Below are 26,111 nucleotides of genomic sequence, written 5' to 3' on the forward strand. Positions count from 1 at the left end.
GCTCGCCGCTCGAGCCACGAGCATCTGCGTCTCACCCGAACGGATTCGAACACAACCCTTTTCGACGCCCGGAAGTAGCTAGTGACATGGACGAAGCCGCCGTTCGCGACCGCCTCCGCACGGTCGAGGATCCGGAACTCGGCGACGATATCGTTTCGCTCGGACTCGTCAACGACATCACCGTCGATGGCGATCAGGTCGATATCGATCTCGCCCTGGGTGCCCCCTACTCGCCGAGCGAGAGCGACATCGCCGCCGAAGTCCGCGAGGTGCTCACCGCCGAGGGCCTCGAACCGGACCTGACCGCGAGCGTGCCCGATCGCGACGATCTCACCAGCGAAGAACAGGTACTGCCGAACGTCAAGAACGTCATCGCCGTCGCCTCCGGGAAGGGCGGCGTCGGCAAGTCGACCGTCGCGGTCAACCTCGCCGCCGGCCTCTCGCAACTCGGGGCTCGCGTCGGCCTGTTCGACGCCGACGTCTACGGGCCGAACGTCCCGCGGATGGTCGACGCCGACGAGCCGCCGATGGCCACCGAGGACGAGACCCTCGTTCCGCCCGAGAAGTACGGCGTGAAACTCATGAGCATGGCCTTCCTCACCGGCGAGGACGACCCCGTCATCTGGCGCGGTCCGATGGTCCACAAGGTCATCACGCAACTCACCGAGGACGTCGAGTGGGGCCACCTCGACTACCTCGTCGTCGACCTCCCGCCGGGGACCGGCGACACCCAGCTGACGATGCTCCAGACAATGCCCGTCACCGGCGCGGTCATCGTCACGACGCCACAGGACGTCGCGCTGGACGACGCCCGCAAGGGCCTCGAGATGTTCGCCAAACACGACACCGTCGTGCTGGGCATCGCCGAGAACATGTCGACGTTCGCCTGCCCCGACTGCGGCGGCGAACACGACATCTTCGGCTCCGGCGGTGGCGAGGCGTTCGCCGAGGAACACGAACTCCCATTCCTCGGCTCGATCCCGCTCGATCCGGCCGTCCGGGAGGGCGGCGACGGCGGCAAGCCGACGGTCCTCAAAGACGATGACGGCACCAGCGACGCCCTGCGAACGATCACCGAGAACGTCGCCAACAACACCGGGATCGTCCACCGGCAGGGGATCTCCCAGAGCCGCCGTAACGAGGCCGCCTCGCCCGATCGATGAGCAGCGGCGGTGACGGCGGAGATGGCAGAAACGGGGAGGAGAACGGAACCGTGGCGGACGGCGGCACCGATCCGGACGCCGGGTTCGATCCGGACCCAGAGCGGGTCGAACGTCTCCGCGAGATCGCCGACGACGTTCGCGGGGACACGAGCGAGAGCAAACAGCTCGCGAACATTCTCTACCGGACCAGCGACCTCTACGACGAGGGCGAAGACACCTCGCCCGAGGAGATCGTCCGCAACGTGAAGTTCATTCTCGAGGTCACCGAGCGCGGCGGACTCGATCGCTGAACTGGTATTTTCCGGTCCCGACACGCGTCGGGCCGGGCGAGCGACCTCATCTGTGTTCCCGGTCCTCGAGAAGCAGCTCCGATCTGCGATCAGCGTCGAACCGTAGAGCGGTATCAGAGACCATCTAAAACCATTTAGGGTCAGAACATATCCCGCTGGTCACTGTTCGTCCGAGTGGCGGAGACGGGACCCGACGCTCGTCACTGCACTCATCAACCCATGACTGACGCGACGACCCCCATCGAAGCGACGTTCGAGCTGCAACGCCAGTCGATCACGCAGAGCCGAAAACTGTTCGAGCAAGGTCTCGAACTACAGGAGAACGCCACCGAGACGTTCCTTCGGAACGGGTTCGCGGCCCAGCGAAGCGCTCAGCGGCAGGGAACCGAACTCGTCCGCGAGTTCCTCGACGCACAATTCGACGCGTTCGAGTCGGCGCTCGACGAGGACGAGTACGACGTCCGGTCGACGGTCGACGAACAGTTCGAGGACGGGGCGGCACAGACCCAACACCTGCTGAACGAACAGTTCGAACAGTCGACGGATCTGTTTCAGCAGCTACTCCGCGCGCAGTTCGACGCCCTCGAGTCGGCGCTCGACGGGGACGGATTCGACGTCCGATCGACCGTCGACGAGCAGTTCGGGGAGTTCGAACGAGCCCAGACCGAAGCCTGGAACGAGTTCGAAGCGGAGTTCATCGAAGCGGTCGGCGAGCTAACCGACCAACAACGGCAGCTGCTCGTAGACTCGACCGAATCGATGCTCGAGGCACAGCGAGAGACCGAACAGCAGACCGTCGAAGGCGTCCGCCGCGCTGAGGACGCGGCCGAAACCGTCCAACAGCAGACCGAAGACGTGGCCGAAACCGTCCAGCAGCGGACCGAATCCGCCGTCCAGACGTCCCAGAGCCAGACCGAAGCGGTCGCCGAAACGACCCAGCGAGGTGCACAGGATCTGGTCGGTGAGGCCGCCGAAGCGACCGAAGACATCGCCGACGAAACGGCGAGCGCGATCGAAACGGCCACCGACCGGGACGTCGACGCGGTCCAGCAGAACCTCCAGACTCTCGAGGGCGTCGGCCAGACGTACGCCGATCGACTCGCCGACGCGGGCATCGAGACCGTCGCCGATCTCGCCGATGCAGAGCCGGGGACCGTCGCCGAGGCGGCGGACATCTCGGACGACCGAGCGAACGACTGGATCGAGGCCGCCCAGTCCAAGAAGTAACCACGCCGCCGGTGGATCGGCCCTACAGCACGATACGACACTTTTCGCGAACGGTCCTCGTCGGCGTTGACGCCGTCTCGAGGCGGACCGATCTCGACCGACGCTCGATCGATCCTGCTCGGGCGCGTCGCTTTTGGGTCTGCCCCTCGAGATGCGACTGTGGACGCGAATCAACGGTCTCGAGCGAACCCCTACGGCATGGACGAGGAGTGTCGGAACTGTCCGGCGCTCTGTGAGACGCGCACGCGAGTCGTCCACGGCTACGGCGATGTCGGCGCGGACTTCCTGTTCGTCGGCGAGCGACCGACGGCGCGGGCGGACGAGACCGGCGTCCCCTTCGCCGGCGCGGGCGGTAGCGACGGCGACGGCGGACTGCGACGCATGCTCGAGCGCCTCGGTCTCTGTGACGTGACCTCGCCGATCGGGGAGCCCGCACTCGAGAACGTCTACCTGACGAACCTCACGCGCTGTCGCGATCCCGACCGGCGGCCGTCCGACGAGGAGGTGGGCAACTGCGAGCCCTATCTCAACGCCGAGATCCGGATGATCAACCCCGAAATTCTCGTCCCCGTCGGCGAGCGCGCGCTGACCGAACTCGGCCTCGAGTACACGACGACGCCGGCCGAGGACCTCGCGCTCCCCGACGATCACGCGACGCGGATTCGGGGCCGCGGGTTCGAACTCGTTCCCATGATCGACCCGCGCGAGCAGACGGACGCACAGACGCAGGCGTGGCTCGAGGCGTTCGCGGAACTGATGGCGTCGGACTATCGGCAGACGAAGGGACGGCGGGAACGGTGAGGCGTCGGCGGCAGCCGCGGTCGATTACCAGAATTGATGCGAGAATGCCCCTTCCTCAAGGAGCGAGTAGGGAGGGGATGAATCGCCGCACGACAGTACAAGCCATTAAGTTAACACATCTCTAATCAAGGGATAGCGATGGAGTACAGTCACCGCTACCCCGCATACCCGAGACAACAGGTAGCGGCTGCACTGGACTCTCACATCGACATTCATCGCCAAGCGTACAACTACACTCTCTACGAATACGAGAACGTGGACGTCGACGACATCGGTTCCGCGTACAAACACCACTACCGACTCACCGACTGGAAAGACGAATTCCCCGTCTTCGCGGAAGTTAACTCCAAAGCACTGCAACGAACTGTCACTCGGTTCTACCAGAACCTCAACGGACTCTCCGAGCAGAAGCAAAACGGACGCAAGGTCGGGAAGCTCAAGTGGAAGTCACCACAGGAGTTCCAGAGTATGACGTACTCGCAGTCTGGCTTCGAACTCAAAAACACGAGTGGCCGACGCGCGACGCTCTGGCTCTCTAAAATCGGCGACATCCCGATCCGCTACCACCGCGAAATCCCCGACGAAGCCGACATCAAAGAAGTCACGGTCAAGAAAGAGTCAACTAGCGACTGGTTCGTCTCCTTCGCCCTCGAAACCGACGAGGCCGACCTTCCCGAGAAATCCCCGGTTGATTCGCTCGACGCGAGCAACAGCGTCGGCGTTGACCTCGGCATCCAGAACTACATTCACACTAGCGACGGCAAGACCGTGGACTGGCTTGACCTCGAAGATGAATACGACCGTCTCCGCCACGAGCAACGGAAGTTGTCGCGGAAGGAGAAGGGGTCGAACAACTACGAGAAGCAACGCCGAGAAGTGGCGACGGTCAAGCGACACATCCGTCGAAAGGTGCTGGACTACCAGCACAAAATCACGACGTGGCTCGTCTGCGAGTACGATGCTGTGTTCGTCGAGGACTTGGACGTGAAGGGGATGTTGGAGCAGTCACAGAACGCTCGCAACACGCAGGACGCGGCGTGGCGTCAGTTTATCACTCTCCTCGAATACAAGGCAGACTTGTACGGCTGTCACGTCGTTCAGGTGGAAGCAGCAGGAACGACGAAGGAGTGCGCGAAGTGTACTGTGGAGACGGCGAAACCCATCTGGGTTCGAGAACACTCTTGTCCGTCGTGTGGGTTCGAGTGTGATCGGGACGCGAACGCGGCGATGAACGTCCTCAAGCGCGGCTTTTCTGAACTAGGGCTGGGATGGCCCGAAGACACGCCTGTGGAGACTGCGCTCCCTACGGACACCCATTCGGTGTCTGCAAAGCGCGTCATAGAAACAGGAATCCCCACCCTCAACGAAGCCGCACCAGCGGCTGAGTAGGGTGGGGTAGTTCACCAGTACGGATTCTCGCGCCAGCGTTTCGAGCCGACGCCCGAGGCGATCAACGCCCCGACTGCGATGACCGCGACGGCGAGCACGCCGATCGTCGGCGCGAAGAAGTCGCCGGGAGAGTTGATCAGATACCCAGTACTGAACCCGTAGACGCCCAGAACTGCCAGCGCGGCGATCACGAGCGTCGCGAGCAGTCCGGCGATCGACCGTTCGTCCATATCGATCCGGAGGCGCTACACCGTTATAATTCATCTTCATTTCTCGTCGGGTTCGGTCCCTCGACCCCCGGAAGCGCCGCGTTCAAGGACCGCGCGCTCGGAGTAGGGTGCATGATCGTCGTCGTTCCGGTCGATCCGCCGCGCGACGGACTCGTCCTCTCGTCGCTCGCCGACGGATCGCCACTGACCGAAGCCGAAGCCGTGTCGCTCTACGAGGCCGCCGTCGCCGACGTCTGCTGGGCCGTCGCACAGAGCGGCGGCGACCTCCTGCTCAACTACCGCGACGCGGAGACACTGCCCGAGGACCACACGGACGGTGATCCCGAGGCCGAGGTCCGGGCGCTCGCCCTCGACGCGCTCGGCGAGGACGCCGAGATCCGATTCGAACGACAGGTTGGCTCGAGCCGCGCCGCTCGCGTCGGCAACACCGTCACGCACCTGCTCGAGCGGGAGGGGGCCCAGAGCGTGGGGGTGCTCGAGCCGACGGTCCCGCTGGTCGACCGGACCGAAATCGACGGGGCGGCGATGTCGCTTCGCCGTCACGAGGTCGTGCTCGGACCGTCCACGGAGGGCAGCGTCTACTTCGCGGGCTTCGCGGAGCCGATCGATTTCACCGACGCGTACGCGACGCCCGAACTGTCGACGCTCGCCCGGCGAACGTCGGACGCCGGCCTCGGCGTCGGCTTCGCGCCCATGCTTCCGACCGTCGCAACGCCGGCCGGACTGCGAGCGACCACCGCTGGACTCGAGGCCCGACGGGCGGCCGAGCGGCCGGGAGCTGAGGCGACGGCGGCGCTGGTCGACGAGCTGGGAATCACAGTGGGAGAGGGCGGCGGCCTCGAGCGCGAATAGACTGACGATCCGTTCGGAACGTGCGGCAAAACGGAGAGTGAGATATGACGGCAGAGCGGCCCGACGCGCCTGCCTCGAGAGCAGGGCCGCCTTCGGCAGCAAGTGACTGGAGTTGGCGGAGTGCAAGTAACGACCAATAACGAGAACTGCGGAGACAATCCGGGTGATCTACGGGTTTGGATTCGAGTACCATACAAACGGGGTTAGCGTCCGTTCCGTATTTTCCGTGCGACATAATAGTGCCACCGATGGAATTTCTGCCGGAGAGACCTGTTCGTTCCAACCGTCTCAATCACTTCGAATCCGCAGGCTTTCAATTGTCGCCGTTGCGCTGTGGGCCTGATATAATAATTCGGTAGCGGACCCTGTTGCACGGCGTTGTCCATCTTGTACCTCGTCAATAGCCATCGGGGATGGATGTTTACCAGCCAAAAGGCGAGAGTTCGTAGTATCTGTTGCGTGTTCAACGGATTGAATCCTACCAAACTCCAGAAGTTATGTGTGCTGAATAGGAATATCCCCTCTGGCTTCAGCACTCGTCGAATCTCCAGTAATGTCATGTACCGCTTTCCTTCCGGGATAATATGGTCGATTCCGTTATATGAGAACAGGACATAGTCGAACGTCTCGTCGTCAAACGGTAACGACATCGCCTCGCTGACGCAGAATTCTACATCCGAAGTCACTTCGCGTGCGACCTCGAGATAGGATTCGGTGAGGTCGGCTCCGATCACGTCAAATCCCATTTCATCAAGCACCGCCGTCGTCCTGCCAGTTCCGCATCCGAGATCCAGTACCATCCCCCCATCGACGGCGAAGTATTGACCGATAGCTTGTCGCTCTTTGTCGGTCAGCCCTTTCGTCGCATCCTGTACGTATCTCTCGTAGATTCCCTCCGAATTATAATATTCAGTGACCTTTTCAAATTGATACTGATTTTGAACCATTAGTACAGGGTCCCTTCTCAGACGACTCCCTTTGAGCGGAATTAACATCGGCCTGCGCATCATGGTTCTCATCATCACCCATACACAATTAGTTGAATCTAACATGTATGAATAATTGAATCTTAGTACGTCCGACCCCCGTGGATCGAAGCCAAGCATTGAGTGAGATATGGACGATATTCGGACACTTGAACCCGTTAGCACGGCCCCGATCCACTTGTGAGGCCTCGGTCACTGGCTTCCCGGAGCGACAAGCGAGGAACCGGTTCCGCTTCGAGCGTTTTTCCGGCGAAAGGGCGACGGAAGCAGCACGGTCCTAAACTCGAGTGACTTCGAAAAATCGCTACTCAGGTGGTGATTTTAGCAATCGAGCTGGCTTGATACTGAGTTAACTATTTTTCCTCCCTTATTGTACACCACGACAGCTGTGACTGTATGCTCGAACCGTTCGTCGAATGGCAGAGCTGGCTGAGAGAAATTACCGCCCTCCTGCGGTCCCCGCGCGAAAACTTCGATCCGATCGATTCGATTGGGGTTCCCTGTTACTCGAACACGATTACACTGCAGTCGGATGACGACTCCTTTCTTCGCCTCAACCTGTTGGTGGTCACCAGCGACTACGATTCCCGTTGTGGTGATTCCTGTGCCAATTGCTGTTAGCAATCCCCGGCGTGTTTTCTGCCCCATGGTACGAGATAGCATTACATGCGGACCTAAATAGCCTTCAATATGCCAATCATAACTGGCATTCAAGTCAAATAATCTATCAAAATTATATGTTCGAACGGCAGAATTACCGAGAGGCATTGGATAGGTTCGTGAACGCATACGAAGTCGAAAACAGATAGCTGAGTCGGGAGATGTAATTCTCGCCTCAACTGAACAGGCGACACTCGAGCTTGTCGAGAGCTTTGCCCATGCGAGCGAGCCACTTGATGTACTTTTTCCGGTGCCCAGTGTAGGCGATTAATTGCCGTTCATTGAGGTAATCCCGAGAGGGACCGGGAATAAGAACGATACCTTCAACTTTCTCGGGCGTAGACATAGTAACACGCCCCGTTGACGGCGATTTGGGCCTCTGAGGGTCGGTTCAGTTTAGCCTCGATGGTCCGAGTGGTCCGTCATGGTTTCGTGGATTGAAGCCACGAAATCGCAAGACGTGGTCGGGGCGAAGTGGAACTTCGCGGTGGGGTGGCAGAGCGGCCCAACGCGCCTGCCTTGAGAGCAGGTGGCTGTCAAGCCTCATGGGTTCAAATCCCATCCCCACCGCTTTTGCGACGAACGGACGTGAGGAGCGAAGCGGAAATGGTGGGATTTGAATCAGGGGGGAGTTTCGCTCCGACCGTGGTTCAAATCCCATCTCCACCGTTTTCCGCGAGAGCATACGACGACTGAAGTCACGAAGACGAAAACGAAGCAGTTTCGTCGCACTGGGAAGAGGAGCGTTCTGCTATCGTGGCAACGGGGAATCACCACGCCCTCCCCAGCCGACTCACTCGTTCACGTCGTTCACTCGCTCGTCCCTCGTGCGGCGTCACCGACCGCCCTCGCTATCGCTCGGGCGGTAGCCAGCGCACGCCACCGCAGTCTTGTTCATCGAGCCGGAGCGTCACAGAGTCGAGACCGACAGCTCATCGACTGAAAACCGATGCCGAAGCGAAAATACGAGAACGGTCAGCCGACGAGTCCAGGGCCGGCCCGAGCCGTCAGCGGTAGGACAGCTCGAGCTCGCGCGCTCGAGAGAGCAGGTCCGCGTCGTAGTAGTCCTCGGTCTGTGCGGGGCGGATGTCGTCGATCGCACGGACCTGCTGGACAGTGTTGCGGAAGTTCTTGAAGGTGGCCTCGTCGACCATCTGGCCGTCGATGGTGACCGCGCCAGTGCCCTCGCGTTTGGCCTCGTTGAAGCGCTCGATCTTGTGGACGTCGCGCTCGAGTTCCTCGGGCGTGGGCATGTGAACGGTGTTGGCCTGGATCGTCTGCTTGGGGTAGAGCGACCAGGAGCCGTCGAGGCCGAGTTGTGCTTCGTGTTCGACCTGGTCGGCGTACTCATCAGCGTTGTAGTAGGTCAGGCCGGCGCGTTCCTTGAACAGGTCGTCGAAGGGACCGCCGATCGAGAGCAGGCCGCCGGCGCTGGCTTCGTTCGAGAGTGCCTCGAGGAGACCGTCCCAACGGGGCATGCCGTCGCCGAGGTCGCGGCCACCGAGTTCTGCGGCGTAGTCGACGGGGCCGAAGACGAGCGCGGTGAGGCGAGAGTCCTCGCCGAACTTGGATATTTCGCGCAGGTCAGAGCGGGCGCGGCCGGTCTCGATGATGATCGAGAGGCCGATCGAGCCGTCGTCGTAGCCGTGTTCGGCCTCTGCCTCGGCGACGACCTCGGCGGCGCGTTTCACGTCTTCGAGGCGGCCGACCTTGGGGACGACGACGCCGTCGATCTCGTCGCCGATCTCGCCCACGAGCCGGTCGATCTGGTCGCGCCCCTTCTCGCAGTACTCCTCGTCCTCGTAGCTCCACTCGACGCGGGGCCAGATTTCGCCGGGGAAGTCGTACTCGGGAACCTTTTCGATGGTGTTCTCGAGCCCCTCGGCTTTCATGTCCGGTGCCGTCCCGTCTTCCATGTCGGGGACGAGCCAGTCGGGTGCCTGGAACCCCTCCGCCTCGAGCGCGGAGGTCAGATACTTCGCCGAGTCGTCTTTCGGGACGGCGGCCGGTGCGGTCTGGAACGTGCGGCAGAGTCGAATGTCGTCAGTCATGTGTCAGTGTCTGAGTTCGTGATTGTCTGCGGTCGTTTATTATGATCGATCGTGTTAGTTAGAACGCTTTCGAATCTCCGCGGTTCGCGTCCCCGAGTAGACGGGTTCGTCGTCCTGGTTGAACGCGATGTGCTCGAAAGTGACGGTGCCAGCCTGCTCGCTCGAAGCGTCCTCCTCGGCCTCGAGCACGCGCGTGAAGGCGTAGACGGTGTCACCAACCGCGACGAACGTGTGGAACGATTCGTCGTCGAAGCCGACCTCGCGCCAGGTCTCCTCGTCCGAACGGGCGTGGCCCAGCGCGGTCGATCGGGTCACGTCGCCGTAGGTGACGATGTCGCCCGACGGCGAGTCGGACATCACGTCGACGTTGTGGTGCTGTTTCGCCGTGTTGAGCGTCGCCAGCGGTAGCGAGGCGACGGTGACGTCGTCCTGGGTCCGGCCGCGCTCGTGCCGGTAGGCGACGGCGGCGTTCTCGTCCTCGGCTTCCTCGAGCGCCGCGACGAAGTCCTCGTAGTAGCCGCCCTCGGGTGCGATGAACTCCTCGGGGAGTTCGGGGCCGTCGTCGCCGTCCCCTTCGGCCGCTGCAGCACCGCCGCCGTCCGTCGCGACGGGCTCGCGGCGCGGAATCATGTTCGTGCGTTCGTAGGAACAGAGCACGTCACCGGTCTCGGCGTCCCTCCCGCGGGTTCGCCACGAGACGATACCGTACTCGGGTCGGGAACTCGAGGTCGCGCAGTTGACGACCTCGCTCTCGACGTGGAGTTCGGTACCGGCGTGGACCGGCGCTTCGGGGAAGCGAACGTCGGTCCGCCCGAGGAAGTAGCCACCCTTCTCGCTCAGATCCTCGACGGTGATGCCCAGCGTCGCGGCGGTGAGGTAGTCCGGGTGGATCGGCGGTTCGTCGAACCCGCGTTCCTCGGCGGCGTCGGTCCGCCAGTAGGCGGGGTCGTGATTGAGCGTCTGGCTCATCCACTGTTCGTTGCCCCACTCCGTGAGCGTGAGTCCGGGGTCGTGCTCGATGACGTCCCCTTCCTCGAAGTCCTCGAAGCAGTTGCCCTTCTCCTTGGTCTCGACTTGCTCGAGCGCCTGTGCGAACGTGTCGGGATCGGTCCAATCAGTCATCTGCGGTAATCTCGTCGGTGTCGGTCTGCTGCTGTTCGCGGTTCCGTCGGGCGATCGTCCGTCGCATCTCGTTCTCGACGATCATGTAGCCCTCGTCGAAGCCCATGCCGGGCTTTGCGAGCACCTGCGCGGCATTCGTCGCGAGCGCGACGTGGGCGCAGGCCCGCGCGGAGGTTTCCGTCTCGTTGCAGGTGCCGCCGAGGTAGGCGCGGGTGTCGGTCCCCTCGCAGTAGCGGACGGCCTGTCCGCTCCGGTGGATGCCGCCCAGATCGGGCGTCTTCACCTGCACGAGGTCGGCCGCGCCCGCGTCGACGAACGCTTGGACGTCCTCGAAGGTGTTACACCACTCGTCGGCGACGATGTCGACGCCAACGTTGGCGTCGGCGAGCCCCTCCCGGAGTTCGACCATCGCGTCGATCTGGTCCGCACGATTCCCGACGTCCATCGGCCCCTCGATCTGGATCGGGTAGGGGGCCGCGGCCGCCTCGAGCGCGGCGAAGTAATCGACGACCTCGTCGCGATCGTAGGGCGCGCCGAAGATCTCCCCGATCATCCCGTAGACGTCGATGTGGAAGCGGGGTTCGTAGCCGTCCGGTCCGAGTTCCTGGGAGCGCTGGGTGAGCCACTCGACGTACTCGAGCAGCGTTTCCCCGTTTTCGCCGATCTTCTCGACGCTGTTGATGAGCGCGTGGGGCAGGACCGGGACGCCCTTGACGAACATCTTTTCCGTGTTGTTGTAGCGGTCGTCGCCGGACTGCCCGAAGACGGGCACCGGCTCCGTCGCGGGCTCGGTGCCGAGCGCGTCGGCCATCACGTCCGTGCGCGTCGTGTTCTCGGCTTCTGCGGCGGCGGCGAGCAGCGCCTGCGAGACGCCGTAGCGGATCGCCGTGTGGAGCCGATCGCCCGCAACTTCCATCTCTTCGAGCAGTTCGGCGTTCGCGAGGAAGTCGGTCGCGTCGCGGCCCTCGAGCGCGTCGGCGACGGGGCCCTCGATGACGGGGGCGTACTCCTCGGCCTGAAAGAGCGGGTCGCGCCCGCCGGCACCGGAGTACTGGACCGCAGCGCAGTCGCCCCGCACCACGGTACCGTCGGCGAGTTCGACGTCGACGATGATCGTCTCGCCGGCCTGTCGAATCTCGTCGAAGCCGTCGGTGACGGGCTCGCCCTCGTAGGTGAACCCGTCGTGCTCTGCCCCCTGCTTGATCGCGCGCTGGTCGTCGAAGAAGAACCCGGAGTAGCCGGGCGTGGCATGTATTCCTGTAATCTCCATGTTAGACGTCCCCCTGTGGTCGGCCGATGAGCTTTCCGTCGCTGATCGCGTCGACGTCGTCCGCGACCATCCGGAACGACTGGTCGCGGCCCTCGGTCGTGGCGCGCTGCGAGAGTCGAGCCTTGTGAATCTCCTTGATGTCGTCGTCCATCTCGAGGTCGGCCCACTCGAAGATGCGGACGCGGCCGTCGTCGTCTCGGGCGGGCAGGACGGCACCCGCCGCGCTGTCGCTGGGTGCGAACGGCACGTCGAGCGCCCCCGAGTCGAAGGCCTTGAGCGTCCCCTGGACGACGTCGCCGTCGCCGTGCTCGAAGATAGTGTCCATCAGACACCGGGTCTCGCGCTCGATGAGGTCCTGTTCCTCCTCGATGCCGTCGATGTCAATCTTCTGTTCGATGGCCATGTCGATGACCTGCCGCGTCGTGCGCAGACCGGCCGAGTTGGCCTCCATGGTCGGCACCCCCTGGAACTCCTGGGGCGACTTGGTGATGACCTTGTCCGGCTGTGCGATGGCAGCGGTCATGCCGCCGAGGCTGATGACGCCGTTGGCCCGCGCCTCGTCCGGCGGGAAGCCGCCCATCCACTCGTGGAAGACGGTGGTGACGACGACCTCGTCGGGCAGATATTCGTTGCCCAACTTCTTGAGCGCGTTCAGCGCGGCGACATCCTGCACAATGTTGCCGACCTGGCCGTAGCCGAGCGTGATCGAGCGCACGCCCTGCGTCGCCGCTAACTGGCCCTCGACGATCATGATCGCGATCGCGATCGACGGCGGGACGAGGGTGCCGGTCAGCGGGCCGAACGGCTCGCGGTTGATCCGCACGCCGCGTTCGGTGTACGCCCCCGCGAGGCGGTCGACGAACTGCCACTTCTCGATGGTCTCCTCGAGGCCGTGGCGCTTCGTGTACGGAATGTTGTAGGAGATCGGGCCGCCCTCGAAGCTCTGGAAGCCGCCGGCGAAGGTGATCGCCGCGAGCAGCCGAGCGTCCGGTGTGCCGTGGCGGACCTCGATCGGCGCATCGACCGCGTCGATCAGTTCCCGGCAGCCGTCGACCCCGTGGTTGACGGCCGGAAAGCCGTTCAGGGTGTCGTCGCCCGTCTCGAGGGCCTTGTCGAGGCCCTGCTGGGCCTTCTCGTACTCGTTGTCGCGCGTGTACGAGTCGATCGTCGTCGGGAGGAGGTCCGCCTGTCCCTCCTCGAGGAGGTACTGCAGAAGCTCGATCTGGTCGTCGAGCCGGGGCACGCCGGCCCGGGGCTGGAGGAGGGGCTTGTCGGCCGACTCGAGGACGTCCGCGAATCGCTTGTGGTCCGGCAGCGATTCGTGGTACTCGATGGCGTCCTCGAAGTCGACGTCCGCGCCCGTCGGCCAATTCGACCGAATTTCCTCGTCGATACGCCGTAGCTCGTCGGATGGAATGCGTTCGTCTCGTATCATCTGGGCATCTACGAACTGATAGTCGCCCGTTCCGACTCCGTCGGTGAGATCTGGAGATCCTCGCGGAGCGCAGCAATCGCGTCCTCGGGATCGGTCTCGGAATCGAAGACGCGGTCGAACCCGAGCTCCCGGAACGTCCGCCGGGTCTGCTCGAAGTCGTCCTGGCCGACGGCGAGGTTGCCGCCGATGTAGCTGACCGCGTCGACGCCCGCGTCCTCGAGGACGCCGTGGAATCCCTGGCAGTCCTGCTCGGCATGACCGTAGAGCGAGGAGACAAGTACAGCGCTCGCGTCGTGGGCTTTGGCGGCTTCGGCGAAGTCCTCCTGGGAGGTCTGGACGCCGAGGTTCACGACATCGAAGCCGGCTGCACTGAAGGCTTGCTCTAAGATTGTGATGCCAACGACGTGGGCATCCGAGCCGATCACGCCGAGGACGACCGTTTGGGACATCGTATGCAAAACCATGAGGAACCACCCTATAAACCTAATGATCTTCCATGATAATACTCCTTAAGGACCCTAACAGCGTTCCTATGTCGGGTGTTCACACGGACTGTGGTACTCGGAATCAACTTCATGATCGATGGTAAGGGTTTTGGTACTGGTTTGGGAAGGAGGTCGTACAGATGGGAGCACTCTCGAACCTTCGCGTGCTGGATCTGACCCAGGTGCTGGCTGGGCCGTACTGCACGATGTTGCTCGCGGACATGGGCGCGGACGTGGTCAAAATCGAGCGGCCGGGCGGCGACATGATCCGGTCGAACCCGCCGTTCGTCGACGATCCCGACGAGGAGGCCTACGGCGGCTACTTCCAGAGCGTCAACCGCGGCAAGCGCAGCATCGAGCTGAACCTCGGCGACGACGAGGACCGCGCGGACTTCCTCTCGCTGGTCGAAGAGGCCGACATCGTCGTCGAGAACTACCGCTCCGGGACGATGGAGAAGTACGATCTGGGCTACGAGACCCTCACGGAGTACAACGAGGAGATCATCTACTCCTCGATCCGCGGCTTCGGCGACCCGCGCACGGGCGAGACCCACCGGCAGGGCCAGCCCTCCTTCGACCTCATCGCGCAGGCGCTGGGCGGCGTCATGGAGACCACCGGCCAGCCCGACGGCCCGCCGACCAAGACCGGCCCCGGCGTCGGTGACCTCTTCACCGCGACGCTGAACTGCATCGGCATTCTCGCGGCGGTCAACCACCGCGAACAGACCGGCGAGGGCCAGTACGTCGACACCGCCATGTACGACTCGATGCTCAGCTTCACCGAACGGGCCGTCTACCAGCAGTCCTACACCGGCGAGGCCCCCACCCGTCGGGGCAACTCCCACCCGACGCTGTTCCCCTACAACGCCTTCGAGACCGCCGACGGCTACGCCGTCATCGCCGCGTTCAACGACAACCACTGGGCCGAACTCTGTGCCGTGATGGACCGCGAGGACCTCGCCGAAGAGTATCCCACGACCGCGGAACGCCTCGAGCACCGCGCGGCCCTCCGGGACGAAATCGCCGACTGGGCCCTCGAGCAGACCAACGACGAACTCGTCGGCAGCCTCGAGGGCCGGGTCCCGGCCGCGCCCGTCCAGACCACCGAAGAGATCTTTGACGACGAGCACGTCCACGCTCGAGACATGCTCGTCCCCGTCGAACAGCCCGGTGCCGACCGCGACGTCGAGATCGCGGGCAACCCGATCAAGATGAGCGAGACCGAACCGAAGCCCCGCGGTCGCGCGCCGCTGCTGGACGAGCACCGCGAGGAAGTGTTGGGCGAGCAGGCAGAGAAGACGGCCGACGACTGAGAACTATATTTCCGCGTTCACCTACCGTTCGCGTTCGACGACGGTACACTACGTCGAACGGACGCATTCAGAACCTCAAGAGAGCCTACAGAATTTCGCGCAGCACGGCGGCTAACTGCTCTTCTAACTCCGCTGCTTGGAGGATCGTGACCGGATTGTCGGATTGCGTCTCGAACGAGGCAGTCTCGTCGTCGAGATCCTGAACGACCAGCAGTCCGTTCCACCCGGATCCGAAATAGTCCTCATCGTCACGACCGAAGACGTAGTCCCCATTGACCCGGAGAAACGCGAGATATTCCAGCGTTTCCTTGATTCCACGGCGGATCGTGTCCGTGTTGGTACTGTTCTTCACTTCTACGATTAGATACTCGTGCTGATCCTCGGATTCGGAGATGATCTCGAGGACGATTACGTCGGGACGACCCGTATGATTCCGAAAGTCCTGACCGAAGTAATCGCTCGCGATATCTTGTGCCGTGAGCTGAACTTCGTCGGTCCGTGAGAGCTGCTCTTGCTCTTCGTCGGGAACTGCGACGAACGAGAGGTTCCGATCAGACGCGGAATTATCGTGATAGAGTGCGATCTGCTTGTCACCATCGAATCGAGCCACCTCTTGCCGACCAGTCGCGATCGTTTTGAATTCCGGCTGACTCTCCTGTAGCCGCTCGAGCGTCGCGACGAATCGAAAGAGGACGAAGAGTTCGAAGAGCGAGTCTTGGTCATCAGGTGCGATCGCCGTTTCCTCGAGTAACGTCCTAATTTCGTCTGCGTCTCCCTCGAACAATCGCTCCCGAGATTTGAGAAGGGATGCGGCCTCGCGGTATACCTCTTGTCGCGAATTAGCGGCAGTCGTAAGCATCCGCTCGGTCGGCTCGTACGCATCTGGATCCCGAATCCGACGAACGTGGACGTTTCGCTCGACGATTCGTTGCAACTCGTCGATGAGGTTCTCGTTTCCTTTCCAGGTCTCCTGAACCCACTCGTACTCGCCCCGGAGGTATTCTTCGGCCTCTCGGATCGTCGTGTGAATGATCGATATCAACCGTTTGAGGACGATATTTTCGGGAATATCGTAGTCTATCGACCGGTTGTCACAGACGAAGATGGACCTGTCCCGAGGATGTTCGGAATAGCGTTTTTTGATGGTCGCTCCCCAGTTGATTCGTCCGTCGACGGAACCACGCCGTGTCCGTGACACCGTTTGCGTTTCCGTTCGGATGTTCCGCAGACGTTTCGAAAGCTCTCTGACGAACGAGACGACATCCGATTTGAGAACGAAGTGGAGATCGAGGAGCAGTTCGTACTCCTCGAACCGGTCGTCCAGTTGGTCCGGTTTGATTGATTGCGCCAGTTCGCGCTCCGGGAATGACCCTCGCATCACGTGAGCGAGGATATCCTCGGTAAGCTGATCGAGGAGTTCGTTCCTATTCATTCTCTACAACGCTCACCTGAAGCATCTCTCGCGCCGCACGTTCGAGCAGCGCTTCGTCGATTTCTCCGACAGCGGCTATCTCTTGGACGATCTTTCGACGCTTCGGGACGCCCTCGAGTTGCGGGAAAACGTAGCTGATGACTGCTTGCGTGAGATGGTACTCGAGTTCGTCCTCGGGATGCTGATTGACGTATCGGAGGATATCCTCGATGATCGCAGGGCCGATCGCCCGTTCCTCCACTGCGTTGTTCGTCTCCCGCCAGACGCGACCGATGGCCATCGCTTCGGGGCGATTGAGGTCGAGGCCCCACGCATCCGCGTAGTCGTAGACCATCTCCTCTAACTGGTCTTCGTCTGCTCGATCCTCGGGAAGTTCAGGGGCAGGAACGCGGATAAATGCGAATCGACGCATGAACGCGTAGCTCATCTCGTAGAGCGACGTCTTGTCGTAGGTGTTCATCGTCGCGAAGATCCGCCACGAATTCGGAACGAGGTACTGGTGGTCCGCCGGGTGACCGGAAATGTCGTTGATGGTCGTCACTTCGATCTCGCGGCCGTTTTTCGTATACGGAAGCTGAACCGACTGCCCCGAGAGGACCGTGAAAAGCTGGCCGAACGCTTTGTCGATGTCGGCACGATTCAGTTCGTCGATGATGAGTAGCTCGTTCGACTGAGAATCCGTCTGGTTGTTTTTGAGGCGATTGAGGACGATCCCCGGGGTGAACGCGAGGTCGTCACCGCTGGTTTCGGATTCGTTCGGCATGTATCCGCCGACCGTATCGAACGTCGACCAGTCGGCAGTCGCTGTCGTCATTTCGAAATCAGAGTAGAGATACGGATGGCTCTTCGCGAGTGAGGTGCAGACTCGACGAGCGATCTCCGTCTTCCCGGTTCCTGGTGGTCCAGTCAGGAGGACGTGTTTGCCGGATTGCAGGGCCGTCGTGATCTGCTCGAGAATCCGGTCACCCTGATCACCCGGGAAGTAGAGGCCATCCAACGGGTCGGACTGAATCGATCCTTGATACGATTTGTGAACGTTGACCGTCGGAACTTCGTTCAATTCGTCCGCAATCGCATCGATGAGTGCCACTGGTCGTTCGTAATCGATCGCACCGTCGTCAGTTCGAAAGGTCGCGTACAGTGACTGGACCGGGAATTCGGTATCGGCTACATCGCTACAGATACTGTTGGCTCGCGTGATCGGCAGGAGATCTGTGGTCAGTGCAGCAGACTCTCGATCGATTTCCGCCGGCGTTTTTTCAGTGATTGATCGAGACGTATCGATATCGTCGATTGAACCGGTGAGGAAGAGCCGATCGAACGTCGCGATCAGTGGATACGACTCTCCACGTTCGTGTTCGTCCCGCCACCACGGTTCGTCTTTCTCGAACGTACTTCCAAGAATTCCGACTCCGAGTATGCCGTTCGGCTGTTGGCTGAGGTCCTCGTCCGATGGCTCCGCACGAGAATGGAGAATAGCGACGTCACCTTCCGAGAGGGTTTCCCACCGGTCACGATGTTCTTCTCCGAACGACACTGAGCCATATTCGATACTCGTTAGCCAGTAGTCACACGGAGCCGTGAACTTGTACACAGTCGGCGATGCCGTCCGAATATGAGAGACTACTGGATGGCCGCCATCCGTCGACGAGGATACTGAAGTTGTCGCCTCGTCCTCCACGGTGTAGGTGTCGCGGAGAATACTGTTCAGTCGCGGTTGGCTCAACGGAGCCCCTCCGTCGATCTCCTCCTGAAGAATGCGTACCCAGCAGAGAAAGAGAACCTTCGATGATGAGAACGAGAGGTGAGACCCTACGCCGAGTTCGTCGGCAGTGGCTTCGAGTTCGGGCTCGATCGACTCGTAGATCCCTCGCAGTTGATCGAACGTAGCGGCAGTGCTCGGGGACACAGTGTCGGACGGCTTGAAACCGGAGAGCGCAGCCGACCACTCGGCGACGAGTGCCTCTCCGAGGCGAGTTTTGAGCCACGACGTCTCTTTCGAGGACTCTTCGATCCGGGTGCGAACGTCGGTTATCGCAGCCTCGAGCGTTTCGTATTCGCTGGCCGATTCGGTCGGATAGATCTTGGTACCCTGGATTTCCTCGATGAATCCGTCGATCGAATTATACTCTGAGAAGAATGTCGACTCGGCGCGCTCGAAGTTGATGCCGCTGAACGTGTCATTCGGCCACCCTCGAAAGCCGAGTGTCTCCCAGAAGTCCTCCCGATCGAGGGTCGTCTCGTACACAGGGTCGAGAAACATCACGTGCGGATACGAGACATCCGTCACCTCTCCCCACCCAATTGCATCCGTAAACGCCGCTGCAGTCTCCTCGTCTAGAATCGTTGCAGAACCCACACGGGCAAGAAGCGTATAGTCGCCGTCATGGCGGCCATCGCGATCAGCGAATAAGAGATAGTCTCCGGTATCGGCTGGTGTATCCTCTCGATTACCCCACACTCGGAGCGTCTCGTGCTCGAGCGGGATTTCACAGAAATCTTCGAGTTGGTCTCGGTGAACTCCCTCGACGACAGTTCGCTCGAAATTAGTCCGAATTGGTCCGTCTTCCGTCTTTATCGGAACCTGATAGACAGTCGGTGGACCGCCACTTTCCCCATCATCCGTTGATTGTCCCGTTCCCATTATTTTCTAAATCGAGACAGTATCTACCTATAAACCCTGTCACGCCATCACCGATCTTAGTACTTGAATTAAGGCCCTTGACACCGTCATGGCGTTCAGAAAAGCTATACTCGAGGCCCCGGTTCCGAACCGGCCGTCCGACGAACGATGTCGGCGGGGTGGTGGTTTTCGGCGGGGTGGTGGTTTCGATCGGCACCGCCGAACGACCGGCTGATCGTCGGGGCTCGAGTCCGAGCCCCTACTCCTCGCGCCGGACCAGATTCGGCGGCACCGAACAGCCGCAGGGACTGGCCGACGCCGTCATGGGACCGGTGGCGGTGACGAAGGCGACTCGCGCGCCACAGCGCGGACAGTCGGGTGGTGACGACGAGTCGGTGTCGTCACTCGTCTCCTGATCGCTACGCATCGCGACCACTGCTCGCGCTCCGTGACAACGTCGAGACTGGTCGCGTCGGGCGATTCGGCGGTCGTGCGGGACGTTTATATCCCGCTAGAATGTACGCAATCATGGCTTCGAGCCTCTCGGCTTGGAAGCCAAGTCTCGGGTGCTGGTTCCACCCGGGACGTTTCAGTAACGTCCCCTGTTTCTGGAGATCGGCTTCCAATATATTCGTTTAGCTATTAGGACTTATATCTATTGCAAATTTCGTGAAAGAGACCGGGCGAGAACGAGCGACCCCGCCGCAGCGCGCGATCACCGCCCGCTCGAGCGCCGTTTTCCACCGCAAATATCCACGGCCGATAGCCAGGAATTTCGACGGAACGGGACGCGAGGCCCTTGAAAAGCGGTTCGTGGTTGGCCCCAATCTATATCTCCGTCGTCCCGAGAGACAGTCCATGAGCATTCGAGACGAATCCCGACCCGGGGGCGTCTCGATGGACCCGATCCGCGTCCTCCACGTGGACGCCGATCCGGTGTCGACGGCCGCGACCGCCGAGTGCCTCGAGCGAGCGGCGGTCCCCATCGAAACGCTGAGTGTGACTAGTGCCGACGAGGCGCTCGATCGCCTCGAGCACACCGAGATCGACTGTCTCGTCTCGGAGTACGCACTCCCCGAGACGGACGGACTGGCGTTTTTCGACGCCGTCCGAGCGACCCACGAGGCGGTGCCGTTCGTCCTGTACACCGATTCGGGCTCGGAGGCCCTCGCGAGCGAGGCGATCGGAGCCGGAGTGACGGACTACGTGCCGAAAGGCGACGGGACCGGCGCGGACGAGACGCTGAGAGATCGGATCCTCGAGGCCGTCGAGGCGGCCCGCGATCGCTCGCGACGCGAGCGCAAGCTCCGGGCCGTCGAAACCGCACGGGAGGGCATCGGCATGCTCGACGATGAGGGCCGGTTCGTCTACGTGAATCGAGCCTACGCCGACCTCTACGGCTACGAGCCGGCGGACCTCCTCGGCGAGCACTGGCGACGGCTCTATCCGGACGAACATATCGAGACCGTCCGCGACGAGATCCTGCCGATGGTGATGGCCGAGGGGAGCTGGCGCGGCGAAACGACCGGCCTGCGGGCGGACGGCAGCACCTTCGTCGAGGCCCACTCGCTGTCGACGACCGACGACGGCGACCTCATCTGTACGGTTCGGGACGTGACGGATCGCAAGGAGCGCGAGCGCGACCTCGAGCGCTACGAGACGATCATCGACGCCCTCGGCGATCCCGTCTACACAGTCGATTCGACGGGCCACTACGCGTTCGTCAACGACGCCTACGCCGCGATGACCGGCTACGAGAAGCGCGAGATCGTCGGCCGCCACGTCTCGTTTCTGCTCGACGACCCGTCCGTGGCCGCCGGGGAAGCGTGCGTCAGATCACTGCTCTCGGACGACAGCGAGCGCCAGCGGACCTACGAGATCACCGTCGAAACGAGCGACGGCGAGCGGATCCGCTGCGAGGACCACCTCTCGCTGTTGCCCCTCGAGGACGGCCGATACCGGGGCGTCGCCGGCGTCGTTCGAGACATCACCGAGCGCAAGGCGCGCGAGCGCGAACTCGAGCGCTACGAGACCATCCTCGAGACGATTCCGGACGAGGTGTACACGCTGGACGACACGGGGATCATCACCGAGATCGTTCCCCCGATCAACGCCGAGGAGACGACGACGGGGTACGATCCCGAGGAACTGGTGGGCGAACACATCTCGATCATCATGGACGACGAGGATATCGCCACCGCCGAGACGGAAATCAGGGCGCTGTTGGGCGACGACGACCACGATCACGCGTCGTTCGAAATGGCGACGATCGCGAGGGACGGCGAGCGCCACCCCAACGAGAACCACATCGCGGCGCTGCCGACGGACGAGGACGGCCGCTTCCGCGGGACCGTCGGCGTCCTGCGCAACATTTCCGACCGCAAAGCCCGCGAGCGGGAACTGAAAGCGCAGAACGAACGCCTCGATCGGTTCGCCGGGATCGTCTCCCACGACCTCCGGAACCCGCTGAACGTCGCGCAGGGCCACCTCGAGCGGGCCCGCGAGACCTGCGACTGTGCCGACGAGGATCTCGAGGCCGTCGCGTGGGCCCACGACCGGATGGCGGTCCTGATCGAGAACCTCTTGACGGTCGCGCGCGAGCGGGATCCGGACCCCGATACCGAACCCGTCGATCTCGCGGCCCTCGCCGAGGACTGCTGGCGACACGTCGAGACGGACGCCGCCGAACTGGACGCCGAGACGGACGCCGTCGTCCGAGTCGACCGGGCGCGGCTCACGCAACTCCTCGAGAACCTCATCAGTAACTCTGTGGAACACGGCGGTGCCGACATCACGCTCACCGTCGGCGAACTCGATGACACGGACGGCGACGGCTTCTTCGTCGCGGACGACGGCTCCGGCATTCCGGCCGACGAGCGCGACGAGGTGTTCGAGAGCGGCTACTCGGGTGACGGGGCCGGGACCGGTCTCGGACTCGCGATCGTCGAGCGGATCGCCGACACGCACGGCTGGACGGTGACCGTCACCGAGGGGGACGACGGCGGAGCGCGGTTCGAACTGACCGGCGTCGATCTGGTCGATCGACCGCGGACCGACGGCGACGAGGAGTAATCCTTTTGCGGGACCCCTACACACGTCCGGGTATGAGCAGCAACTGGCCGGTCGATCCCGACGGCGAGGAGGGCAGCGAGGGGATGCGCAAGTTCGACATGCGGATCATCGCGGACAAGGTCGACGAGGAGGAGGACTTCCCGATGGACCGCGACGAGTTCGTCGCAGAGTACGGCGACTACCCGATCCGGATCAACTACGAGACGGTCGTCCCGATGAGCGAGATCTTCGAGTACGTCGAACCCGCGGAGTTCGAGACGATGCTCGACATGCACAAGGCCGTCGGCGATGCGATGCGCGCGGGTAACTTCTGGAAGTACCATCCGCAGGGCGAAAACCCCGAGAAGAAACACGCCTGAAGCTGGGGCGACTCCCCATCACGAATCTGGATTACGTATCACTTATACGATGGCGTTCGAAATGATCGTCCACAGTGACTAACACGCAGGTAACGCTGGTTCAGATCGACAACTACGGGCCGTGGACCGTGACGCCGGAGCCGCGTCGGGAGGCTGACCTCCAGACCATGCAGTCCCGACTGTTCGCCGATATCTCGCAGTTCGTGGGCAATCGCGGCGGCTACGTCTTCTTCACTCGCTTCGACAACATGATCGCGGTGACGAACGGCTGCTCGCTCGAGGACCACGCGCTGTTGCAGGAATCGGTCGGCAACCGCTATCCCGTCAGCCTGAGCCTCGGCGTCGCGACCGGCACGAGTCCGGTCCAGGCGCTGTCCGACGCGACCGAACGCCTGCAGGCGGCCGGCAGCGCACAGGACGAGAACCGACGCGAGTGTCTCGAGGGCCGGGTCATCGAGGACGGCTACCGAATGGCCGACGACGTCCAAATCGCCCACTTCGACGTGATCGACGCGACCGGCAACTACACGGACGAACTCAACGCCTTCGACACCTTCATCGAGATCGAGCAGGGCTACGCCGAACTCATGCGACACATGCGCTACGCCCACGACAGCCTCTCCTTTTTCGTCGGCGGCGACAACGTCATCGTCGTCTGCCCCGACCTCGCGGACGGCGACTACGAGGAGGCCATCGCCCACGTCGAATCGGCCGTCGACGTCGAGATGCAGGTCGGCGTCGGCCGCGGGAAGAGTGCTCACGAGGCCGGCTTCGAGGCGAAACACGCGCTCGAGACCTGCCGCGCCGACGGGACCCGCGTCGAACTCGAGTGGGAGACGGTCTGAAACCCGAAGAGAGAGAACTTCGCCGCCGGTTTGCTTAAGTGTGACGGGGGTAGCTTTTAGCCTGTTCGTGGGATTCATTCACACATGGAATCAGAACTGTCCGTCAGGGACGTCCTGACGTCCGACTACGTCGGCGTCAGCGAGTCCGATACCATCCGCGAGGTCGTTCGACTCATGCGCGAGGAACGGACGAGTTGCGCGCTGGTCGTCCGCGGCGCGGAGCCGGTCGGCATCGTGACCGAGTGGGACGTGCTCGGACTCGTCGCCGACGATCGCGATGCGGCCGAGACCACCGTCGGCGACGTGATGACGACGCCGGTCATCACGGTCGGCCCCGATCGATCGCTCACCGACGTCGCGACCACGATGGCCCGCCAGAACATCCGCAACGTCGTCGTCGAAACCGACGACGGCGTCGCCGGCCTGGTTACCCAGCGAGACGTCATCGCCGCCGCGGGCTCGTTCCAGGCGACGATGACGCCTGCCCGCTCGAGCGAGCCGCCGGTCGACCGTGATCGCGCGGTCGTCGAACCCGGACCCGCACGCGCGGCCGAGGAGAGCGACGCGACGCTGCGTCCCAACGGCGGCGACGAGTACACGACCCAGGGCGTCTGCGAGGCCTGTGGCTCGCTCGCGGACGCGCTCTGGGACGCCAACGGCCAACTCGTCTGTGCGGACTGTCGGACGGTGTGATCGGTAGTCTGCCCCTAACCGGTCTGCCCGCGTCAGCGGCTCCCGATCCGTATCTCTCCGATAGAAAGACCTTTCGGGTGTCGCGGTGGACAGGTCGATAATGATCGAGACCCTCGACGACCTGGACGTCGAAGGGACTACCGTCGGTGTTCGCGTCGACGTCAATAGTCCGATCGACGACGATGACACGCTCGCAGACGACGCCCGACTGCGCGCACACGTCGACACCCTCTCGGAACTCCTCGAGCGCGGCGGTCAGGTCGCCGTCCTCGCCCACCAGGGTCGGCCCGGTGGCGACGACTTCGTCTCGCTCGCGTCCCACGCCGATCGGCTCTCCGAACTGCTCGGTCAGCCCGTCGACTACGTCGATGCGACCTTCACCGAGGCCGCCCGCGAGGCCGTCAGGGACCTCTCGGACGGTGACTGCGTCGTCCTCGAGAACACCCGCTTCTACAGCGAGGAGTACATGGAGTTCGACCCCGAACGGGCCGCTCGGACCCACCTCGTCGAGGGCCTCGAGCCGGTACTCGACGCCTACGTCAACGACGCCTTCGCCGCGGCCCATCGCTCACAGCCGTCGCTCGTCGGGCTCCCGACGGTGCTTCCAAGCTACGCCGGCCGCGTGATGGAGTCCGAACTCGACGTGCTGGGTTCGATCGAGGAGACCGACCACCCCCGCGTCTACGTCCTCGGCGGCGCGAAAGTGCCCGACTCGATCGACGTCGCCTGGTCCGTTCTCGAGAACGGTCTGGCCGATCACGTCCTCACCGCGGGCGTCGTCGGCAACGTCTTCCTCATCGCGGACGGCGTCGATCTCGGCGACGCCAGTTCCGATTTCATCTACGACCAGGGCTACTGGGACGAGATCGACCGCGCTGCGGACCTGCTCGACGCTCACGGTGACCAGATCGCGCTCCCACGAGACGTCGCCGTCGCCCGGAACGGCGACCGCCATGAACTCGGGATCAACGCCTTACCGCCCGGAGACGAGGAGTCCGCCATGGACATCGGCGAATCGACGCTCGACTATTACCGGCGCATCCTCACGGACGCGGAGACGGTCATCCTCAACGGCCCGGCCGGCGTCTTCGAGGACGACCGCTTCCAGACCGGCACTCGACAGCTCTACGGCGCCGCCACCGACATTCCGACGAGTATCGTCGGCGGCGGCGACACCGCCTCCGCACTGCGCAAGCTCGGCATCGAGGGGTTCTCACACATCAGTACCGGCGGCGGGGCCGCGTTGCGAATGCTCACCGCCGAATCGCTTCCCGCCGTGACCGCACTCGAGAATGCCCCACAACGACCCGCAGCCGACGATTGAACTCGCCTCCCGGGACGACCTCGACGCCCTCGCCGAGCTCTGGGTCCGTCTCGCCGCCGATCAGCGCCGACACGATTCGGCCGTCCGCCCGGAGTCGAACCGCGAGGCCATGCGGGAGACGCTCGGGGCCTACTTGGTCAACGACGGCCTGCTCGTCGCCCGCCTCGACGACGCGATCGTCGGCTTCGCCTCGGTGTCGATCGAACGCGGCACCCTCGAACTCGACACCACCCGCGGCCTGCTCTCGAACATCTACGTCGAACCCGCCTATCGGAACCGCGGGATCGGCACCGCACTGCTCGAGGCGGCCGAGGAGTCGCTCGTCCAGCGGGGCGCTGACGCGATGTTGCTCGAGGTGATGGCCGACAACGAGTCCGCCCGGCGGTTCTACCGTCGCAAGGGGTACGACGAGTTCCGCGTGACGATGGAACGGTCACTCGCAGACCGAAAAGAAAACGATACACACTCAAAGGAGGACGGCTAACCTTC

Annotated in this window: 23 protein-coding genes and 1 tRNA gene; 14 read left to right on the forward strand and 10 right to left on the reverse strand. The window is 62.7% G+C overall.

All coding sequences use genetic code 11. The features are described 5' to 3' along the window. The first annotated feature begins 86 nt into the window (after window positions 1–86). The 5 genes from LDH66_RS15420 to LDH66_RS15440 all read left to right on the forward strand — a co-directional run bounded on the left by LDH66_RS15420 (window position 87) and on the right by LDH66_RS15440 (window position 4,870). Entirely contained in the window at window positions 87–1,163 is a 1,077-nt protein-coding gene (locus LDH66_RS15420; protein WP_226481956.1) for an Mrp/NBP35 family ATP-binding protein, read from the forward strand. Then, window positions 1,160–1,453 carry a DUF7976 family protein gene (locus LDH66_RS15425; RefSeq protein WP_226481957.1) on the forward strand — a complete coding sequence of 98 codons (294 nt, stop codon included), beginning with the start codon at window positions 1,160–1,162 and terminating at the stop codon, window positions 1,451–1,453. The genes LDH66_RS15420 and LDH66_RS15425 overlap by 4 nt, the downstream gene beginning before the upstream one ends. Before the next feature lie 219 nt (window positions 1,454–1,672). Beyond that, a complete protein-coding gene (locus LDH66_RS15430) occupies window positions 1,673–2,680 on the forward strand; it encodes a helix-hairpin-helix domain-containing protein (RefSeq protein WP_226481958.1) in 1,008 nt (335 codons plus the stop codon). Between the two features lie 198 nt (window positions 2,681–2,878). Continuing rightward, window positions 2,879–3,481: a uracil-DNA glycosylase gene (locus LDH66_RS15435; RefSeq protein ID WP_226482025.1), complete on the forward strand. Its 603-nt coding sequence runs from the start codon at window positions 2,879–2,881 to the stop codon at window positions 3,479–3,481. 138 nt (window positions 3,482–3,619) lie between these two features. Next, complete coding sequence (locus LDH66_RS15440) at window positions 3,620–4,870, forward strand: RNA-guided endonuclease InsQ/TnpB family protein (protein WP_226481959.1); 1,251 nt, start codon at window positions 3,620–3,622, stop codon at window positions 4,868–4,870. A gap of 11 nt (window positions 4,871–4,881) precedes the next feature. Here LDH66_RS15440 and LDH66_RS15445 read toward each other — a convergent pair whose 3' ends face one another. After that, complete coding sequence (locus LDH66_RS15445; RefSeq protein ID WP_226481960.1) at window positions 4,882–5,100, reverse strand: hypothetical protein; 219 nt, start codon at window positions 5,098–5,100, stop codon at window positions 4,882–4,884. 111 nt (window positions 5,101–5,211) lie between these two features. Between LDH66_RS15445 and LDH66_RS15450 the strand changes: the two genes are divergently transcribed. Continuing rightward, on the forward strand, window positions 5,212–5,952 hold the full coding sequence (locus tag LDH66_RS15450) for a hypothetical protein (protein ID WP_226481961.1): 741 nt from the start codon (window positions 5,212–5,214) through the stop codon (window positions 5,950–5,952). Between the two features lie 203 nt (window positions 5,953–6,155). Here the strand turns inward: LDH66_RS15450 and LDH66_RS15455 are convergent, their stop codons facing one another. Beyond that, on the reverse strand, window positions 6,156–6,974 hold the full coding sequence (locus tag LDH66_RS15455) for a class I SAM-dependent methyltransferase (RefSeq protein ID WP_226481962.1): 819 nt from the start codon (window positions 6,972–6,974) through the stop codon (window positions 6,156–6,158). 1,110 nt (window positions 6,975–8,084) lie between these two features. On the opposite strand from LDH66_RS15455, the gene LDH66_RS15460 reads away from it, so the two are divergent. Continuing rightward, window positions 8,085–8,168, forward strand: a tRNA-Ser gene (locus LDH66_RS15460). A gap of 437 nt (window positions 8,169–8,605) precedes the next feature. Here the strand turns inward: LDH66_RS15460 and citE are convergent. The 5 genes from citE to glmS are packed head-to-tail and all read right to left on the reverse strand — an operon-like array spanning window position 8,606 to window position 13,940. Next, window positions 8,606–9,649, reverse strand: coding sequence for an L-malyl-CoA/beta-methylmalyl-CoA lyase (citE, locus tag LDH66_RS15465; RefSeq protein WP_226481963.1), 1,044 nt, complete (start codon window positions 9,647–9,649; stop codon window positions 8,606–8,608). Window positions 9,650–9,703: 54 nt separating this feature from the next. Next, window positions 9,704–10,771: a 2-methylfumaryl-CoA hydratase gene (mch, locus tag LDH66_RS15470; protein ID WP_226481964.1), complete on the reverse strand. Its 1,068-nt coding sequence runs from the start codon at window positions 10,769–10,771 to the stop codon at window positions 9,704–9,706. Continuing rightward, window positions 10,764–12,041, reverse strand: a complete 1,278-nt coding sequence (locus LDH66_RS15475) for a methylaspartate ammonia-lyase (protein WP_226481965.1) — start codon at window positions 12,039–12,041, stop codon at window positions 10,764–10,766. The genes mch and LDH66_RS15475 overlap by 8 nt, the downstream gene beginning before the upstream one ends. A gap of 1 nt (window position 12,042) precedes the next feature. Beyond that, complete coding sequence (locus LDH66_RS15480; RefSeq protein ID WP_226481966.1) at window positions 12,043–13,476, reverse strand: methylaspartate mutase subunit E; 1,434 nt, start codon at window positions 13,474–13,476, stop codon at window positions 12,043–12,045. Window positions 13,477–13,484: 8 nt separating this feature from the next. Continuing rightward, window positions 13,485–13,940: a methylaspartate mutase subunit S gene (gene glmS, locus LDH66_RS15485; RefSeq protein ID WP_226481967.1), complete on the reverse strand. Its 456-nt coding sequence runs from the start codon at window positions 13,938–13,940 to the stop codon at window positions 13,485–13,487. 161 nt (window positions 13,941–14,101) lie between these two features. Here glmS and mct point away from each other — a divergent pair, with 161 nt between their 5' ends. Beyond that, on the forward strand, window positions 14,102–15,274 hold the full coding sequence (gene mct / locus LDH66_RS15490; protein ID WP_226481968.1) for a succinyl-CoA:mesaconate CoA-transferase: 1,173 nt from the start codon (window positions 14,102–14,104) through the stop codon (window positions 15,272–15,274). A gap of 85 nt (window positions 15,275–15,359) precedes the next feature. Here mct and LDH66_RS15495 read toward each other — a convergent pair whose 3' ends face one another. The 3 genes from LDH66_RS15495 to LDH66_RS15505 form a co-directional block, all read right to left on the reverse strand. Then, window positions 15,360–16,706: a hypothetical protein gene (locus tag LDH66_RS15495; protein ID WP_226481969.1), complete on the reverse strand. Its 1,347-nt coding sequence runs from the start codon at window positions 16,704–16,706 to the stop codon at window positions 15,360–15,362. Beyond that, entirely contained in the window at window positions 16,699–19,350 is a 2,652-nt protein-coding gene (locus LDH66_RS15500; protein ID WP_319004360.1) for an AAA family ATPase, read from the reverse strand. Before LDH66_RS15500 ends, LDH66_RS15495 begins: the two co-directional genes overlap by 8 nt. A gap of 238 nt (window positions 19,351–19,588) precedes the next feature. Further along, window positions 19,589–19,756, reverse strand: coding sequence for a hypothetical protein (locus LDH66_RS15505; RefSeq protein ID WP_226481970.1), 168 nt, complete (start codon window positions 19,754–19,756; stop codon window positions 19,589–19,591). 431 nt (window positions 19,757–20,187) lie between these two features. Here LDH66_RS15505 and LDH66_RS15510 point away from each other — a divergent pair, with 431 nt between their 5' ends. From LDH66_RS15510 to LDH66_RS15535, 6 genes are all read left to right on the forward strand, one after another. Continuing rightward, on the forward strand, window positions 20,188–22,401 hold the full coding sequence (locus LDH66_RS15510; protein ID WP_226481971.1) for a PAS domain S-box protein: 2,214 nt from the start codon (window positions 20,188–20,190) through the stop codon (window positions 22,399–22,401). Between the two features lie 32 nt (window positions 22,402–22,433). Continuing rightward, window positions 22,434–22,760 carry a DUF5785 family protein gene (locus LDH66_RS15515; RefSeq protein ID WP_226481972.1) on the forward strand — a complete coding sequence of 109 codons (327 nt, stop codon included), beginning with the start codon at window positions 22,434–22,436 and terminating at the stop codon, window positions 22,758–22,760. 74 nt (window positions 22,761–22,834) lie between these two features. Next, on the forward strand, window positions 22,835–23,605 hold the full coding sequence (locus LDH66_RS15520; RefSeq protein ID WP_226481973.1) for a GTP cyclohydrolase III: 771 nt from the start codon (window positions 22,835–22,837) through the stop codon (window positions 23,603–23,605). 84 nt (window positions 23,606–23,689) lie between these two features. Further along, window positions 23,690–24,298 carry a CBS domain-containing protein gene (locus tag LDH66_RS15525; protein ID WP_226481974.1) on the forward strand — a complete coding sequence of 203 codons (609 nt, stop codon included), beginning with the start codon at window positions 23,690–23,692 and terminating at the stop codon, window positions 24,296–24,298. Between the two features lie 100 nt (window positions 24,299–24,398). Next, complete coding sequence (locus tag LDH66_RS15530; protein ID WP_226481975.1) at window positions 24,399–25,622, forward strand: phosphoglycerate kinase; 1,224 nt, start codon at window positions 24,399–24,401, stop codon at window positions 25,620–25,622. Continuing rightward, window positions 25,591–26,106, forward strand: a complete 516-nt coding sequence (locus LDH66_RS15535; RefSeq protein ID WP_226481976.1) for a GNAT family N-acetyltransferase — start codon at window positions 25,591–25,593, stop codon at window positions 26,104–26,106. The genes LDH66_RS15530 and LDH66_RS15535 overlap by 32 nt, the downstream gene beginning before the upstream one ends. Window positions 26,107–26,111 lie beyond the last annotated feature (5 nt).

It is taken from the genome of Natrinema amylolyticum, from assembly GCF_020515625.1.
Classification (GTDB): Archaea; Halobacteriota; Halobacteria; order Halobacteriales; family Natrialbaceae; genus Natrinema; species Natrinema amylolyticum.